The organism is Paenibacillus hamazuiensis (assembly GCF_023276405.1).
Lineage (GTDB): Bacteria > Bacillota > Bacilli > Paenibacillales > NBRC-103111 > Paenibacillus_AF > Paenibacillus_AF hamazuiensis.
Window position 1 is genome coordinate 5,861,948 of the sequence record NZ_JALRMO010000001.1, and the last position, 13,795, is coordinate 5,875,742.

The window sequence follows — 13,795 nt, forward strand, 5'->3', positions numbered from 1 at the left end:
TTGCCTGTTCGGCCGATACAAATGCCGTTTTCCACCGATTTAGCGCATCTCAGTTCCTTTATTTTTCCGATGCTGCTATTTTTCGGGAATAACGAACATGCGTTCCAGAATTTCCGGAATGCGATCCCTGATCAGTTTATTGTATACGGTGGTCATCTGCGTTCCCCATTTCTGGCGGTTATTCTTCGGGTTCTTCCCCCGGATCCGTGACATACGTGCATTTGAACCGCTCCACACCGGGGTATTTCTCTCCGAGACTTTCGATGTCAAACCCGATATTGCGGTAAAAGTCAACCGCCTCCTCGTCGGTCTCGGCAAACAGCGTTCGGGGATTTTTCATCTCGATCAACTCCAGCAGCAGCCCCCGTCCGTACCCTTTGCCCCGTTCGTTCGGGTCCACGGCAATATGGAGAATTTCCAAATTGCCCTCGGCATCCATCCGGCAGCCGACGCAGCCGATCAGCTCGCCATCCTCTTCTAGCCCCCACAGCTCCCGGCCGGCTTCGATTTTATACTTTTCCACAGCGGCAGCGAGCTCATCCGAATCGGGAAACACAGCGTATTCCAGCAGCTCCCGTACCGTCATGGAGTCCAGTTTCATTTTCAGATTGGTTAGCAAACGGGCTCCCCCTCATATTTCATTTTTTTCAATAATCCGCGACTAAATATAAAACCCTTCAACATCTAAATCGAACGAATGATATGTCAACTCCTTATTTTGAATCCACATTTCCAAGGGGATTATCCACGGGCGAAATGTTATAAAACTACGCAAATCCCTTATATGCACAAACTTCATCTCCATTACATCCAGGTCGGGGTCGTCCATATTGCTTCTTTGCTCCGAAGACAAGCTTCCTGCATAATAAACTTGAAGATACTGTCCGTATTTTTCTGAAGTGTACTCCGTAACGAAAGCAACTTCTTCCGCAGCTATTTTAATCCCCGTTTCCTCGTATGCTTCTCTTTCCGCAGCTTGCAAGAAAGTTTCACCGATTTCGGTCGAACCTTTCGGCAAACTCCAGCCGGAATTATCTTTTACTAGAAGAACCGCATCGTCTTTTAAAACAACCACTCCAGCCGCAAGATTATGGGCCACTTTCGCCACCCCTTTTAGGATTATGCAAATGCCTTCGAGTAAAATTATCCCATGGAACCAAATAAAATGGAGTGACGATTTTGAGACAATTATTTCAATGGGTAGTTGTTAAAAATCTGCTCCCCCAGATCTCTTATCTTCTCCGCTACGAAGGGCGGCTCCAATACCTGAACGTCCGGTCCGTAGCTCAGCAGCATTCCGTACATCCAGTGGTTGTCCGGATAGCTGGCTTTGACCAGCAAGGTTCCGTCCTCCTGGGTTTCGACCTTGTCCAGGCCGAATGCCTCCTCTACCCGCACTCTCAATCGAGCTTTGAATCGAAGCACAAGATGCACCAAAGGCCCGGTCTCCTTGTTTCCCCACCGTGCATCCAGCTCCTCCATGCGAACACCGCGATTTGCGAAATGCTCCAAATGAATGCGTAAGCCGCTTAATCTGGAGAGCCGGAAGGTCCTATAGTCGCTGCGCAGCCTGCAGTAAGCGTATAAATACCAGGCATAGCCTTTCCACGCAAGGCCAATCGGTTCGACCTCCCGCTCTTCGCCGATTCCTTCCGTGTTGGTATATAGAAACGAAACAACGGACCGATTTTTTGCAGCTTGACGAAGCGAACTCAGAATGGACCTATCCTTCAATCCGCCCCCATGCCACAGATTCGTATCAAACATCAGCGTATCGCCGAGTTCTTCCATCCGGTTCTGTTCCGATCTGGCTATAAGCGCTTTGATCTTGGTCAATAAACCGTCCATTTCCTTATCGTCCAGCGATGCCTGAACGCCTCTTAACGCAATCAATATGGACTGCAGATCTTCAAAGGTTACGATTTGCCGGTCGATGCGGAACTGCTCCATAATTTCGTAACCGCCATCCGTGCCGGTGTAGGAAACTATGGGGATGCCCGCCGTATTGATGGTCTCCAGATCGCGATAAATGGTCCGCAGCGATACCTCAAATTTATCCGCCAGCGTCTGGGCGTTAACCCGGCGCTGGCTTAATAATGCCATCGTAATGCCAAGCAAACGCTGTACTTTCAAACGCATCCCTCCCTTTCCTCTTACCCATGACTTTACATTTTTAGGGGCAAGAAGTCGATTATTTTTTTCAGCCTCCGTCTCCTTGACAGACTGTTGTCAGGAAGGGACGGTTACAATTAAAACTAAACAATAACCCAAATGAAAAGGAGCATGAACCATGAATACGATGACTTCCGCTGCAGCAAATCTGAATGACATCCACCCATTTCGAATCGAGACTTCGCAAGCAGCGTTAGACGATCTGAACCTCCGTCTGTCGCTTACGCGCTGGCCCGACGAGATCCCCGGCTCAGGATGGAATTACGGTGTACCGCTCCATTTCGTGAAAGAGATGGCCGAGTACTGGAAAACGTCATTTGACTGGCGCAAGCAGGAACAACGCCTGAACGAAATCCCGCAGTACACGGCAACGGTTGATGGTGCCAATATCCATTTCTTCCATATCAAATCGCCGGAACCGAATGCAACGCCGCTTCTGCTCGTTCATGGTTGGCCGGGGTCCCCTGTCGAGTTTCTGGACCTGATCGGGCCGCTGACCGACCCCGCCTCCTATGGCGGCGACCCTGCCGACGCTTTCCATCTGGTTATTCCTTCGATCCCGGGCTTCGGCTTATCCGGGCCGACGAAGGAGGCGGGATGGACGTCCGGACGCGCGGCCCAAGCCTTCGCCGAGCTGATGGACCGACTCGGCTACGAGCGTTACGGCGTGCAGGGCGGGGATATGGGAGCGATCATAGCTCCCGAGCTCGGGCGCATCGCACCCGGCCGTGTGATCGGCGTGCATGTGAACGCCGCCAGATGGGATTCATTCCGCTGGGTCAGGTGGAAGAGGACGTATTTGCCTCGCTTTCGGATGCGGAAAAAGTTCGATTGGGCCGGCTCGGCCAATTTATGAAGGAACGGTTCGGTTTTAATGCGATTCAATCGACAAGACCTCAAACGTTAGCCTATGGACTGCACGACTCGCCGGTAGGCCTGCTCGCTTGGACGTCCGAATTATTCTATGGCTTCGGGGATGCCGTAGAAGCCGTCGACCGCGATCGGTTTTTAACGAATCTGATGCTGTATTGGCTGACCGGAACGGCAAATTCCTCGGCAAGAATGTATTATGAAGGAGCGCACGATCCGGCGGCCTGGGCGCCTAAAGCCCCGTCGACGACGCCTATCGGCGTAGCGGTGTTCCAGTTGTCCGATGTCGCAATTCGCGCGTTTGCCGAGCAAAACAATCGCATCGTGCATTGGAGCGAGTTCGACAGAGGAACTCATTTCGCCGCGATAGATGCGCCTGATTTAATGATCGGCGATATCCGCAATTTCTTCCGCAAGTTAGATACCGAATAAGAAAACTTATCACGAACCCCGGTTTTTAAAATCCTAAAAAAATAGCCGCGTCCAAGACTTATTTTCTCGTCATGGACTAACGGCTATTTATTTGACGAATAACCGGGAATGACCGCCCCCGCTAAGCCGTGCCTCAGCACATCACGACGATCATGCCCGGGTGGAGGGCCTGCTTCCAGCCGCCTCAAAGGCTAAGTTTTGTGGTCAAATTCGCCGGTTACCGAGGGGTCCATGATGTACCGACATCGCTTGCCGTCAGCGGCTTGCGCGGTTTTGCCGCGGAAGAATCGAAATATTCGTCGGCTCCGGCATCGTTATCGCTTCGCGTTTGACCATCCATATCGTCCGTGACGTAGGAGCCGACTGCGCTATTGATAACCGGGCTTCCGGATGAAGGCCTGTTCAACCCGTCCTGAGCCAATGAAAGCAGCGGGTCGGCTGTCGTAATGCCGGAAGAGGGAGCCGGGTTCAATCCGTTCGCCCCGCCGTAAACGATATTGCCCTGATACGTATTCGGCGCAAACGAAAATATATTCAGCGGAGCGGCCGTGTCCTGAACCGGGGAGGTGAAGGTTTTGACATTATCGGTCTTCACGACATTGTTCGCAATCGTATTATTTTCCGGGAGCAGCACGCGCTGTGCCTGGGGCCACCCGACTTTATACCCGCCTCCCACTTCAATGCCGAGCTTGCCGGGACCAACGATCGTGTTATGCGCAAACGTGCCGTTTTTCACCCATCCGTACCGGGGCACCCTTCCGAGCGGCGTCCCATCGCGCAAAATCGGTTCGTAGCTGCCCGTCAAATCCGCGTCGATATACTCCCCGGCGTACAAGTTCAGGCCGAAGGAGGAAACGTCCGCGATATAGTTGTTGACGACTGTGTGGCCTTGTCCCGAGACGCGGATACCCGCCGTTCCGGCCTTGCCCTCTCCCAATATGAAATTGCCCCGGACCGTATTGAAATTTCCGCTCCTCAGCGTCAGCGAGCCTTGCGTCGAGCGGATCGTATTGTAAAGCACCTGATTGCGGTTCGATTTGAGGGAAATATACTCTCCGCCTTCGCCGTCGGCATTTTCCAAAAGATTGCTTTCGATTGTAAAAAAAGCTCCGTCGCTGCCCAGTTCCTCGTTTCCCCCATACCCCCAAATCCGGAATATTTCCCGTCCGTTGACGCCCGCAATAAACGGAATATCCTTAATATAGTTGTTATCGACCTTGTTGTACCGGCTATCCGTCGGATCGTTGCCGATTAACGGGCCGTTGTGGTTTTTCCCTTTGAGAAAGCTGTGGTCCAGCCGATTGTTGCTGCCGTCAAAATAGACCCAGTAATACTGCGTTGAGGCGCCGGGCGGGTTATAGTCGACGATCGCCGAGTTCGTGAGCCTGCCGTAATTCGAGTTAAACCGGACGACCTGTCCGGAGGACAATGCGCCGTTCTTGAAATAAAGGCCGTCCGCGATGAGATACGGCGTCGAGGTTCCGGTCAATATGACGGCGCCGTACGTCTCCGCCTTCAGTGTGACGGGGGCCGAGGCGGTTGCCGCCGAATTGAAATTAATCGCCACGTCCGTCCATGTGCCGTCAGCCAACACGATCGTTTCGCCGGGCAGCGCCGCAGCGATTGCCGAATTCAGCTGCGGGACGGTCGATACCGTGATCGGGGTACGGTAAACTTCGAGCTCGTACAACGACGGCGTATCGGCGCAAGCGGATACATAGAGGCGGACATACCGAGCCGAATAGCTCTTGCCGAGGCTGACCGTCGTTGTTGTGTCCGAGGATCCGGACGCTTTGGTGCCCGTTTTGGCGTCCGTCCAGTTGGAGCCGTCGCTCGAATACTGGATGGAATAAGCCGTGATCCGGCTTTTATACTCTTTCAAAACCACTTGATTAAAAGGGGTGCTTTGCCCGAAATCAACGGTCAGCCATTGCGGGGCGGAAGCATTCGCCGCGCTCCACCTGGTGCTTGAGCTGCCATCCGCGGCTTGAGCGGGCGTATAGCCGGAGCTCCAGGTGCTGCTGGCGGAAACGGCTTTCCCTTGGGCAAGATTCGTATCGGCTGCATTCGCCTTATTTGCGGGAAACGCCGCACCCGCGTCAAACAGAAGGCCAACGAGCAGAGAAAATACAAGAAGCGGCATCCATCCTGATCGGCTCCTCCGGGAACGGTACATTTCTTTCATCATTCGTCACAACCTTTCTTTTTTTATGGTTTTCGCACGATTTGAAACTATATTACCCTCCGGCTGCCATGGATGAATACGGATGGAATATACTTAAACTATAAGGAAACTAACCTTTTATTCATGCCACGTACAAAGGAAAGAGCCTCCGCGCCATATTGCACCGGAGGCTGGATTGGGTTCCCTAACCGCAAATTACCCATTAATCACCAATTAAATTTTTCTTGCTTTAAAAACGAAGGACAAGGGAAACATTTTCGCATTGAAAGCAGAATGATATTTCTGTTCCACTTTTCCCTCACTTTCAAGGGTTTGTTTATCCGTTTCTTCTATCATTTCCTCAATCAAAAATCCGGCTTTAGCTAAAGCGTTAACATACGTTGAAATTTTCCTTTTGCTGAGCGAAACATCAAAGCCGTATTTTTCAAACGTAAAAAGATTTTCATCGTAATAAGAGCTTTTAACTACAAGCTTATCTTCTTCAATTTCCATACATCTCATAACAGGGTGATCCCAACTAAATATAAAAATACCATCTTTTTTTAAATAGGATGCGATTAAATGAAATGTTTTTTGTAAATCGGTAGTCCAGCCGATGGCATATATGGAATAAACAATATCAAAATAACCCTTCGGTAAACCCGGATTCTCTTCCATGGGGCTGTTGAATAAATGTGCCTCATATCCGCAATCTTTTAAATAACGGCTTGTATTTTCAATTTGCTGTGTTGACATATCCAGTCCCCAAAGTTCTGATGCATGATGGTCACCAAGATATTTAAGAGAGTGCCCACTTCCACAACCAATGTCAAGAACTTTTTTACCGGACACATCACCAAACAAATGTAAATCTTCTTCGGATGGTGTCAAACATCCGAGTTGTGGGAGTGCAGTTACACCGACCCATTTGTCGGCAGTACGATCCCAAAATTTTTTATTTTGTTCTAAAACCCCTTTATTATCAAGGGTGTTTTTTCTTGAATTTAATAATATATTGCTCTTTACGACGGAATCCTTCATAAATACTCCTCCTATGTAATAGTTAATCTTTAATCCTGCCCGTGCCCAAAGCCGGACGATGAATCTTTTTCCCCATCCGCGACGGCGACGTTGGAGCCGCTCAGAGCAAGCAATTCGAGTAACAGAGAGGTTCCACCTTTACACCCAAAATAAAAAATCTAACACAATATTATTTCGAGGATTTCCGAATAAACTCCTCTACTACCCCGCTTGTCTAAAAAACATCCCGTGATATCATGAGAGTATTGAACGCTAGTTGTCTGGGAATCGTTGCAAAATATGCTGCAAAATTAAGGAGATGTTTTCGATCGTATGAGAACGCCAGATGTGCATTCGGTTCCATCGGAGTCAAACGATAAGAGAATGTTAGAAGCGGAAACGGCTCGTTTGGCTCGTCTGATCCAAACCTACGCGCCGCATGATGGCATCTTTGACCAGCCCATCCCAGGTTTGCGCCTTGGTCGCTTTTCATCAACAGGCACAGGCTTGAAAACGTTCTATACGCCTTCATTCGGCATCGTGGCACAAGGGGCGATTTCGTTCACGGTCGGGCAGGAAGTCTATGTGTCCAGCAAGGCGCGCATCTTCATGGTCCCCGTTGCCCTTCCCGTCACCGTACAGATCATGCAGGCCAGTCCTTCCGAACCGTATCTCACGGCCGGGCTGGGGCTCGAACCACAAAGAATAGCCGATTTGGCTCTGAAAATGTTCCCTCGCGGTCTGCCGCCCATTCGGCAGCGAAGCGCGGGTTATGGGTTTGACGCCGACCCGGGCTTCGTTGGCGCGATGACGAGGCTGGTGGATTGTTTGCGAAATCCCGGCGATGCGGAATGGCTCGCCCCGCTCGTGGCGGAGGAGCTTTTGATCCGACTGCTGCGCAGCCCCATCGGGGTTTACGTGGCGGAGATGGGCTTCGCCGACTCGGGGGTGCAGCGAGTGGCGAAGGCGATCGCCTGGCTGCGCGGCAACTACGCCCAGTCATTCAAGGTTGAAGATTTGGCCGGGCTGGTCCATATGAGCGTATCTACTTTTCGCGAGCATTTTAAGGCCGTCACGGCGATGAGCCCGCTGCAATTTCAAAAAACGCTGCGCCTTCAGGAAGCGAGGCGCTTGATGTTATCCGGCCAAATGGATGCGGCTGCAGCCTGTCATTTGGTTGGGTACGCGAGCAACTCTCAGTTCAGCCGCGACTACAGCCGCTTTTTTGGAAGCCCACCCGGCAGAGATATCGCCCGCTTGCGTGGGCAAGGTCAAATCCGGGAATAATTCAATCCTCACTCATCCCCCGCGGCCGTATGGCTTGGCGGGGGTTTATTTTGCCTTTCCGGCGAATCGGGCAAAAAGTCGCGCGAAATCGGCAACCTTGCGGAAGAGCGGCGTTCTATAATGAGTGTATCAACCTTTGAAGGAGGACTTTACTATGCGTGTTTTTGTTACGGGAGCAACAGGTTTCATCGGAACTGCGGTTGTCCGCGAACTCCTTGAAGCCGGACATCGGGTCGTCGGCCTTGCCCGCTCAGACAAGTCTGCAGCCGCGTTGACGGCCGCTGGAGCCGATGTGCATCGTGGCTCCCTCGACGATCTCGACAGCCTGCGAGATGGTGCCACCGCTGCGGATGGCGTCATTCATCTGGCCTTCGGACATGATTTTTCAGACTATGCCGGTGCGGTGGCAGCAGATTTGCGCGCCGTGGAGGCGATGGGGGCGGTGCTTGAGGGCACCGGCAAGCCGTTTGTGATCACTTCGGGAACCATGATGCTCTCATTCGCGCTTCCACCGGGGCAGCTCGGGACGGAGGAGGATGTGGTCGACGATTCGGTGCCTCGGGGTGCAGCGGAGAACGCGGCTATTGCACTGGCTGATCGCGGGGTGCGCTCATCGGTCGTCCGTCTCGCACCTTCCGTGCACGGCGAGACGATGGCTGGCTTCGTTTCGATGCTGATCGCCATTGCTCGCGATAAAGGGGTCTCAGCCTGCGTAGGAGACGGCTCTAACCGTTGGCCGGCCGTACATCGCCTCGATGCGGCGCGCCTGTTCCGATTGGCGCTGGAATCCGCCCCGGCGGGATCGCTGCTCCACGGGGTCGGCGAAGAGGGGGTGCCACTTCGTGACATCGCGGGCGTCATCGGTCGCCACTTGAACCTGCCGGTGATCAGCATTTCCCGTGAAGAAGCAGACGCCCATTTCGGCTTCTTCGGTGCCGCCGTGTCGACCGACAACCCGACGTCAAACGCACTGACCCGAAAACGCGTAGGATGGGAACCTGTACACCTCGGGCTAATCGCGGATCTTGAACAGGGTCAATACTTCAACAACTAAACGGACAGCGAACAATAAGACGACACCGTGCAAGAAAACCGGTGTCGTCTTAAGATTTGCTGTCCGTTACGTAAGCCAAGCTGTCATTAACAATAAGTTGAGCGGGCAATTCGCCTGCAACGATAATGTCTGAGCTACTGCCCAATAGCTTAATGGGCCGCCCGATGATAAATCGCGGCGGCCCCATGATGCGTTTTCTGTACGATCTCGTATCCGTCTTAAATGCGTCTTAACAAAACCCTTCGTAACTTCAGCAAAGTCGGCCAATACCCGTTAGGTAAATTGAACTTCTTGCAGATAGGATAATAATTCTTTGTGTAACCTAAGTAAATTTTCAACATCATTCTCAGTCAACTTCTCCAGAGCTAAAGCCATTGCTCGATAGGAATAAGCATTTTCTCTTGATTTCTTTGATATTTCTTCTCCTTTGGGAGTTAACATTAATTTTATTTCTCTTCTATCTTCCACTGAAACGGTACGTTCCACTAATCCCAAGTTTACAAGTCCATCAATACTGACACTTACTGTGCTTTTAGAGGAGGAAAGTCTTTCAGTAATGCTTTTTAGAGTCAGTCCAGGAAAAAACGATAAAGTGTTTACGATTGACATTTGTTGTAAATTAATACCTAGACTTTCTGCATTTTGTTGAGTAAATTTGGTTGTAGTTTTACTTATTGCTAAAAACGACTGTAAAACCTCAATGGCTTTTTTGAGTTTTTCATCGTTATAATCCACAGTTCAATCCCCTTCGCAATTATAGTTCAATAACGAACTGTTCTGAATTGAACTAATTTTAGCACGTTATGTTGCTACGTTCAAACAATACTCTCAAAAAATCAGTTATTGAACTAAACTGCCAGTTATCCTCTACTTTCGTGTAGATAAAGCGGTTTGAAATACTTCCGCATCTCCCTTTTGGATTGTTCCTGACCTCAACATTTTTTAAATAATATTCCAGTTAATTAAATGAAAGTATTATGCTCCATTTACTTACAGATGCACCTCGCGATGAAATATGCTTTAATATACCAAAGGAGCGTGATTCGATGGATATCAAATCATTTCTATACCCCAAGAACGAGGTATCTTATCTCCTTACATCCTCTAATATGAAAGAAGCCATGGATAAATTGGAAGCGAGCAACTATACTGCCATTCCGATCTTAGATGACAATGGCTTATACTACGGAACGCTATCCGAGGGTGATTTGTTATGGAAGCTTAAAGCCACACCCGGCCTCAGCTTCGAGACGATGCACGAAATACCTATCCTTTCCATAAAAAGACGGATGAAAGTCGAATGCGTCGAGATCGGCGCCGATTTGGACGATATGTTGTCTCTGGCAGCCGACCAGAACTTCGTTCCGGTCGTAGACGCCGACCGCGTCTTCCTCGGAATTATTCGCCGCAAAGATATAATCGAATACTATACCCGGAATATTACTGATTAGTTGGAAAGACCTTCTTTCGGTCCATGAAGGCTGCCGTTCGCCGGCAGTCTTATCTTGTTTCTTAATGTTTATTAAGCTATGCGGAATCATGAACAACGCATACATCCGATTGGGTATGCGTTCCTCTGCATTTATTCCTACGCCGTCTCCTCGGGGTCATGGCCGTTTATCGCCGGGGTACCCGTCAAGAACCGGCGGCAGCCCTCCAGGCGTAGCCATTTATTATTTTCTGTATCCCATAATTTCCGCAGTTTCGCGAACAATATCGAAATTCTTTTTGTCGGACGAAACATAACCTCTATGTGCAAAAACATCCTAAATAACCTTTTGTCCGAAAGGGTTATTACCGTTTTGAACAAACTAAAGCCGGTTGATGTGCGTATCTTTAAAGCCGCTATCATACTTTACCCCATACCCCAAGAAACGATCGATTCCGATATGTGCCGTCCAAATCAATCCGATTTCTGTTAAGAGATCCATATGTACAACAAGTCCCAACAACAGGACAGGCGTACTGAGCAAATAAGTGTGAAAAAGATTGTAAGTTCTTGCACCTACCACATTCCCTTTCAAATACCCGACCATGGATATGTCAGGGGCAAAGATCAATATGATAAACAACACCCAACTGAAATCGAATCGATAAAACACAAAAATACAAATAATGAAAACCACCAAATTCTCCAATTTGATCAGTATCTTGTTCATGGATCACAACCCTCTGTATGTATTAATTACTATTTGTATAAGTACAATCCATGATTGTTAAGCGGTTCGGGGGTCAAATAGCCCGCAGGTGAAAAGATGTTTTCCAATCGCTGAATAGGCTAAACGGTTTTATTCTCCTCCTCTGAAGCAAAAACTTCCCTTGCTACTTCTATGAAAGACATCATGATTGGTGAGAGCCACTTATCTTTATGCCATAACATCTGTGTATACACGTGCAAGTCCGGAATTTGCCATGGAAGGGCAACAAGTTCGCCCCGTTCAACTTCGGCTTCCGCTACTACTTCAGGAAGAAAGGCAATACCGATTCCCGTAATCGCACATTGTTTAATGGCTTCGGCACTTTGAAACTCAAAATACGTAATACTATCAATGCCCTCTTTCTCAAATGACCGGTCAAACATGGTCCGATAGGGACAGCCCTTTTCATTCGTCAGGAACACTTCTCCGTGAAAATCTTCCAGCTGTAGCACAGTTCGTTTCGCGAGTGGATGGTCAGGAGCGGCGAAAAGGCGGAAAGTTTCTTCCAGCAATGGTTCCACTGTAAGTCCGCTTGAGCGAATGGGTTCGTCCAACATAAAGACGACATCCGCGGTTCCCTCAAAGAGCGTTTGCTTGAGCTCTTGATTTGGTACAGAGCGGAAGACGAGACGAACTCCCGGATGGCGCGAACGAAATAGCTGAAAGACAACTGGAAGCCGATAGGCGCAAGAAACCTCGTTGGCACTTATCGTTAGGGTGCCGCTTAGATTTTCATTGTCGTGAACGACGCTGCGAGCTTCGTCCAATTTGTTTAAAACGCTTTGGATATGAGTTAAAAAGCGTTTACCCTCAGTTGTGAGAACGAGCTGCTTGCCCAAACGGTCAAAGAGACGAACACCAAGCTCATCCTCCAATGCTTTTATTTGCATCGTGACGTTGGAGGGGACGTAGTTCAGCACTTCCGCAGCCCGACTGAAATTTAAAGTTGATGCAACTATGCAGAACGTATTCAGTTGGCGCAATTCCATCATACGCCCCCTATATTTTCAATATTTTTGAACATTGCTTTGATTTTCATTCTCTTTTGTTGAGAGTACCACGGGTATATACTAAATTCAAGAAATACATTCTAAATGATTTCATTTTGAAGGGAGAGCGACTTTACGATGGATTATGATATTTTCAATTTGGGTGACGTAACATTGCAATCAGGAGTGACGTTACCGAGCGCTTTTCTTGCTTATAAGACTTATGGAAGATTGAATGAAAAGAAAGATAATGTCATCGTCTATCCAACTGCTTTTGGCGACCAGCATGTTCAGAATGAATGGCTGATTGGAAACGGCATGGCACTGGATCCGCAAAAATATTTCATTATCGTTCCAAATTTGCTGGGCAACGGATTATCTTCCTCTCCCAGTAACACACCTCCTCCATTCGACCGGGCCAATTTTCCGCAGGTAACCATCTATGACAACGTTAAATTCCAGTATCGATTGGTGACCGAAAAATTCGGCATTCAAAAGATCGCTCTCGTCGTTGGATGGTCAATGGGAGGCATTCAATCATTCCAATGGGGGGCAAGTTATCCAGACATGGTGGAACGAATTGCACCTTTCGCCGGAGTCGCCAAAACTTGGCCCCAAACGTATGTGGTCCTGGAGGGAATGAAAGCTCCGCTCATGGCTGCTGTCCGCTTCGATTCAAGTAAACTAAACCAGTTGACTTCTGCTGACATGCGCGCGGTTGGCCGTGTCTATGCAGGATGGGGCGTATCGCAGGCGTTTTACAGAGAGGAACTTTATCGTGAGCTGGGATTTGACTCGTTGACTGATTTTATGGCCGGCGTCTGGGAAGATAGCTTTATGAAGATGGATCCGCACAATGTCCTGGCCATGTTATGGACTGGCCAAAATGCAGATATTAGCGCAAACCCCTCCTATAACGGGGATTTCGATAAAGCGCTCAAAAGCATTAAAGCGCTTGCCTGCGTCATGCCAGGGAGCACAGACCTCTTCTGCCCGGCGGACGATAACGAATACGAGGCTAAGCTTATACCTAATGCTATTTTTAATCCAATAGAGTCGATCTGGGGCCATTTTGCCGGTCGCGGCATCAACAGTGCCGATAATAAATTTATCGATGACAATCTAAAACGCTTGTTGGCGCTTAGTATAAACAGATAGATCATTCTTAACATTGGAGTGCCCTGTTAGCGGCAATTACAATTCAGCCGGTATTTCACGAACCTCAGGCCTTTCTTCTCTAAATTAACCAGGTTCGATACTACAAAAAAATTAAACTTGATTTCTCGAACTTTACTGCCCAATCGTATTATGAGGTCATCAGAACTTACTGTCGACCTCCCTGTTGTGGGTCGTGCTTGTTGAGCAATTATGCCCGTTACTTTAATGAAACCGGGGAGCAGCTGCCGCGCGGCGATCTGCTCCCTGGTTGTTGCGCTGCGCTATAGTCACCTGTTAGTTGAACGCTTATGTTGATGGCAGTGCAGCGCCCTACTGGTTCGGTTGGACTCGTGCCCTCGCCTTTGTTTGGCGGCGCGACGGTAACTAATATAATAATACACCCGCCTCAATGTCACCCTCGTCTACGAAATAGGGGTCGGCGTCCATGCCG

14 protein-coding genes are annotated in these 13,795 nt (G+C 49.3%); 6 read left to right on the top strand and 8 right to left on the bottom strand.

Annotated elements, in window-relative coordinates:
* Positions 1 to 178 precede the first annotated feature (178 nt).
* The 3 genes from MYS68_RS25465 to MYS68_RS25475 all read right to left on the bottom strand — a co-directional run bounded on the left by MYS68_RS25465 (position 179) and on the right by MYS68_RS25475 (position 2,133).
* Positions 179 to 619 carry a GNAT family N-acetyltransferase gene (locus MYS68_RS25465; RefSeq protein WP_248928535.1) on the bottom strand — a complete coding sequence of 147 codons (441 nt, stop codon included), beginning with the start codon at positions 617 to 619 and terminating at the stop codon, positions 179 to 181.
* 42 nt (positions 620 to 661) lie between these two features.
* The gene (locus MYS68_RS25470) at positions 662 to 1,099 is read right to left on the bottom strand and encodes an NUDIX domain-containing protein (RefSeq protein ID WP_248928536.1); all 438 of its coding nucleotides are present in this window, start codon (positions 1,097 to 1,099) and stop codon (positions 662 to 664) included.
* 89 nt (positions 1,100 to 1,188) lie between these two features.
* The gene (locus MYS68_RS25475; RefSeq protein WP_248928537.1) at positions 1,189 to 2,133 is read right to left on the bottom strand and encodes a helix-turn-helix transcriptional regulator; all 945 of its coding nucleotides are present in this window, start codon (positions 2,131 to 2,133) and stop codon (positions 1,189 to 1,191) included.
* Between the two features lie 157 nt (positions 2,134 to 2,290).
* Here MYS68_RS25475 and MYS68_RS25480 point away from each other — a divergent pair, with 157 nt between their 5' ends.
* A complete protein-coding gene (locus tag MYS68_RS25480; protein ID WP_248928538.1) occupies positions 2,291 to 3,028 on the top strand; it encodes an epoxide hydrolase family protein in 738 nt (245 codons plus the stop codon).
* Positions 3,004 to 3,474, top strand: coding sequence for a hypothetical protein (locus tag MYS68_RS25485; protein ID WP_248928539.1), 471 nt, complete (start codon positions 3,004 to 3,006; stop codon positions 3,472 to 3,474). The genes MYS68_RS25480 and MYS68_RS25485 overlap by 25 nt, the downstream gene beginning before the upstream one ends.
* Before the next feature lie 217 nt (positions 3,475 to 3,691).
* Here the strand turns inward: MYS68_RS25485 and MYS68_RS25490 are convergent, their stop codons facing one another.
* On the bottom strand, positions 3,692 to 5,617 hold the full coding sequence (locus MYS68_RS25490) for a chondroitinase-B domain-containing protein (protein ID WP_248928540.1): 1,926 nt from the start codon (positions 5,615 to 5,617) through the stop codon (positions 3,692 to 3,694).
* A gap of 255 nt (positions 5,618 to 5,872) precedes the next feature.
* A complete protein-coding gene (locus tag MYS68_RS25495) occupies positions 5,873 to 6,679 on the bottom strand; it encodes a class I SAM-dependent methyltransferase (protein ID WP_248928541.1) in 807 nt (268 codons plus the stop codon).
* A gap of 363 nt (positions 6,680 to 7,042) precedes the next feature.
* Between MYS68_RS25495 and MYS68_RS25500 the strand changes: the two genes are divergently transcribed.
* Positions 7,043 to 7,945 (top strand): AraC family transcriptional regulator, encoded by a 903-nt coding sequence (locus tag MYS68_RS25500; protein ID WP_275984006.1) that lies wholly within the window; start codon positions 7,043 to 7,045, stop codon positions 7,943 to 7,945.
* A 154-nt stretch (positions 7,946 to 8,099) separates the two neighbouring features.
* A complete protein-coding gene (locus MYS68_RS25505; protein ID WP_248928543.1) occupies positions 8,100 to 8,999 on the top strand; it encodes an SDR family oxidoreductase in 900 nt (299 codons plus the stop codon).
* A 273-nt stretch (positions 9,000 to 9,272) separates the two neighbouring features.
* On the opposite strand, the gene MYS68_RS25510 is transcribed toward MYS68_RS25505, so the two are convergent.
* Entirely contained in the window at positions 9,273 to 9,734 is a 462-nt protein-coding gene (locus tag MYS68_RS25510) for a MarR family winged helix-turn-helix transcriptional regulator (protein WP_248928544.1), read from the bottom strand.
* Between the two features lie 311 nt (positions 9,735 to 10,045).
* On the opposite strand from MYS68_RS25510, the gene MYS68_RS25515 reads away from it, so the two are divergent.
* On the top strand, positions 10,046 to 10,450 hold the full coding sequence (locus MYS68_RS25515) for a CBS domain-containing protein (RefSeq protein WP_248928545.1): 405 nt from the start codon (positions 10,046 to 10,048) through the stop codon (positions 10,448 to 10,450).
* Positions 10,451 to 10,810: 360 nt separating this feature from the next.
* Here the strand turns inward: MYS68_RS25515 and MYS68_RS25520 are convergent, their stop codons facing one another.
* Positions 10,811 to 11,158, bottom strand: coding sequence for a DUF4260 domain-containing protein (locus tag MYS68_RS25520; RefSeq protein WP_248928546.1), 348 nt, complete (start codon positions 11,156 to 11,158; stop codon positions 10,811 to 10,813).
* 119 nt (positions 11,159 to 11,277) lie between these two features.
* Entirely contained in the window at positions 11,278 to 12,186 is a 909-nt protein-coding gene (locus tag MYS68_RS25525; RefSeq protein ID WP_248928547.1) for a LysR family transcriptional regulator, read from the bottom strand.
* 138 nt (positions 12,187 to 12,324) lie between these two features.
* Between MYS68_RS25525 and MYS68_RS25530 the strand changes: the two genes are divergently transcribed.
* Positions 12,325 to 13,344: an alpha/beta fold hydrolase gene (locus MYS68_RS25530; protein WP_248928548.1), complete on the top strand. Its 1,020-nt coding sequence runs from the start codon at positions 12,325 to 12,327 to the stop codon at positions 13,342 to 13,344.
* The last annotated feature ends 451 nt before the right edge of the window (positions 13,345 to 13,795 follow it).

Bases quoted from the DNA above. Each gene is read 5' to 3' on its own strand.
- MYS68_RS25505 (WP_248928543.1), top strand. From the start codon at position 8,100: ATGCGTGTTTTTGTTACGGGAGCAACAGGTTTCATCGGAACTGCGGTT.
- MYS68_RS25490 (WP_248928540.1), bottom strand. From the start codon at position 5,617: ATGCCGCTTCTTGTATTTTCTCTGCTCGTTGGCCTTCTGTTTGACGCG.
- MYS68_RS25500 (WP_275984006.1), top strand. From the start codon at position 7,043: ATGTTAGAAGCGGAAACGGCTCGTTTGGCTCGTCTGATCCAAACCTAC.
- MYS68_RS25515 (WP_248928545.1), top strand. From the start codon at position 10,046: ATGGATATCAAATCATTTCTATACCCCAAGAACGAGGTATCTTATCTC.
- MYS68_RS25530 (WP_248928548.1), top strand. From the start codon at position 12,325: ATGGATTATGATATTTTCAATTTGGGTGACGTAACATTGCAATCAGGA.
- MYS68_RS25525 (WP_248928547.1), bottom strand. From the start codon at position 12,186: ATGGAATTGCGCCAACTGAATACGTTCTGCATAGTTGCATCAACTTTA.
- MYS68_RS25520 (WP_248928546.1), bottom strand. From the start codon at position 11,158: ATGAACAAGATACTGATCAAATTGGAGAATTTGGTGGTTTTCATTATT.
- MYS68_RS25495 (WP_248928541.1), bottom strand. From the start codon at position 6,679: ATGAAGGATTCCGTCGTAAAGAGCAATATATTATTAAATTCAAGAAAA.
- MYS68_RS25480 (WP_248928538.1), top strand. From the start codon at position 2,291: ATGAATACGATGACTTCCGCTGCAGCAAATCTGAATGACATCCACCCA.